The 1,619-nt window shown below is 50.5% G+C and carries 1 tRNA gene and 2 rRNA genes; all 3 read right to left on the bottom strand.

Annotated elements, in window-relative coordinates:
- A 23S ribosomal RNA gene (locus M6G53_RS24795) occupies nucleotides 1-98 on the bottom strand; the annotation flags it as partial.
- A gap of 234 nt (nucleotides 99-332) precedes the next feature.
- A tRNA-Glu gene (locus M6G53_RS24790) sits at nucleotides 333-408 on the bottom strand.
- Nucleotides 409-548: 140 nt separating this feature from the next.
- A 16S ribosomal RNA gene (locus M6G53_RS24785) occupies nucleotides 549-1,619 on the bottom strand; the annotation flags it as partial.

The raw sequence follows: 1,619 nt of genomic DNA, 5'->3' as shown, positions 1-1,619 counted from the left end.
CGGTTCATATCACCTTACCGACGCTTTTCGCAGATTAGCACGCCCTTCATCGCCTCTGACTGCCTAGGCATCCACCGTGTACGCTTAGTCACTTAACCTCACAACCCGAAGATGTTTCCATCGTTCGTGCTGCAAACATTTGAGAGACTCTATGACAGGTTACTCTTTATCCCAATACATCTACGGAGGGATAAATTTCAGCCGTCATGTTTCAATTTTCAGCTTGTTCCAGATTGTTAAAGAGCAATATCTTAAACATGACTCGCAAGTCATCTTTAAGATTTTTTCGGTTATCGCTAACCGGTGATAATGTCTTTCACTCATTATCGGAATGGCGTCCCCAAGGGGATTCGAACCCCTGTTACAGCCGTGAAAGGGCAGTGTCCTAGGCCTCTAGACGATGGGGACACGAAAATCCGATTAAACTGAATAACTTAATCGGTTCGTATCAGCATGAATGACTCATGGCATCAACAGGTAGCGCTTTGCTCGTTACTTTTTCATCAGACAATCTGTGTGAGCACGCCACTCGAACTAATATCTTTAGGTAAGGAGGTGATCCAACCGCAGGTTCCCCTACGGTTACCTTGTTACGACTTCACCCCAGTCATGAATCACAAAGTGGTAAGCGCCCTCCCGAAGGTTAAGCTACCTACTTCTTTTGCAACCCACTCCCATGGTGTGACGGGCGGTGTGTACAAGGCCCGGGAACGTATTCACCGTAGCATTCTGATCTACGATTACTAGCGATTCCGACTTCATGGAGTCGAGTTGCAGACTCCAATCCGGACTACGACGTACTTTATGAGGTCCGCTTGCTCTCGCGAGGTCGCTTCTCTTTGTATACGCCATTGTAGCACGTGTGTAGCCCTACTCGTAAGGGCCATGATGACTTGACGTCATCCCCACCTTCCTCCAGTTTATCACTGGCAGTCTCCTTTGAGTTCCCGGCCGAACCGCTGGCAACAAAGGATAAGGGTTGCGCTCGTTGCGGGACTTAACCCAACATTTCACAACACGAGCTGACGACAGCCATGCAGCACCTGTCTCAGAGTTCCCGAAGGCACCAATCCATCTCTGGAAAGTTCTCTGGATGTCAAGAGTAGGTAAGGTTCTTCGCGTTGCATCGAATTAAACCACATGCTCCACCGCTTGTGCGGGCCCCCGTCAATTCATTTGAGTTTTAACCTTGCGGCCGTACTCCCCAGGCGGTCGATTTAACGCGTTAGCTCCGGAAGCCACGCCTCAAGGGCACAACCTCCAAATCGACATCGTTTACAGCGTGGACTACCAGGGTATCTAATCCTGTTTGCTCCCCACGCTTTCGCACCTGAGCGTCAGTCTTCGTCCAGGGGGCCGCCTTCGCCACCGGTATTCCTCCAGATCTCTACGCATTTCACCGCTACACCTGGAATTCTACCCCCCTCTACGAGACTCTAGCTTGCCAGTTTCAAATGCAGTTCCCAGGTTGAGCCCGGGGATTTCACATCTGACTTAACAAACCGCCTGCGTGCGCTTTACGCCCAGTAATTCCGATTAACGCTTGCACCCTCCGTATTACCGCGGCTGCTGGCACGGAGTTAGCCGGTGCTTCTTCTGCGAGTAACGTCAATTGATGA

The organism is Serratia nevei (assembly GCF_024160145.1).
GTDB classification, from domain to species: Bacteria; Pseudomonadota; Gammaproteobacteria; order Enterobacterales; family Enterobacteriaceae; genus Serratia; species Serratia nevei_A.
The sequence above is the reverse complement of the archived record's forward strand: the minus strand, read 5'-3'. Positions and strand labels throughout refer to the sequence as shown.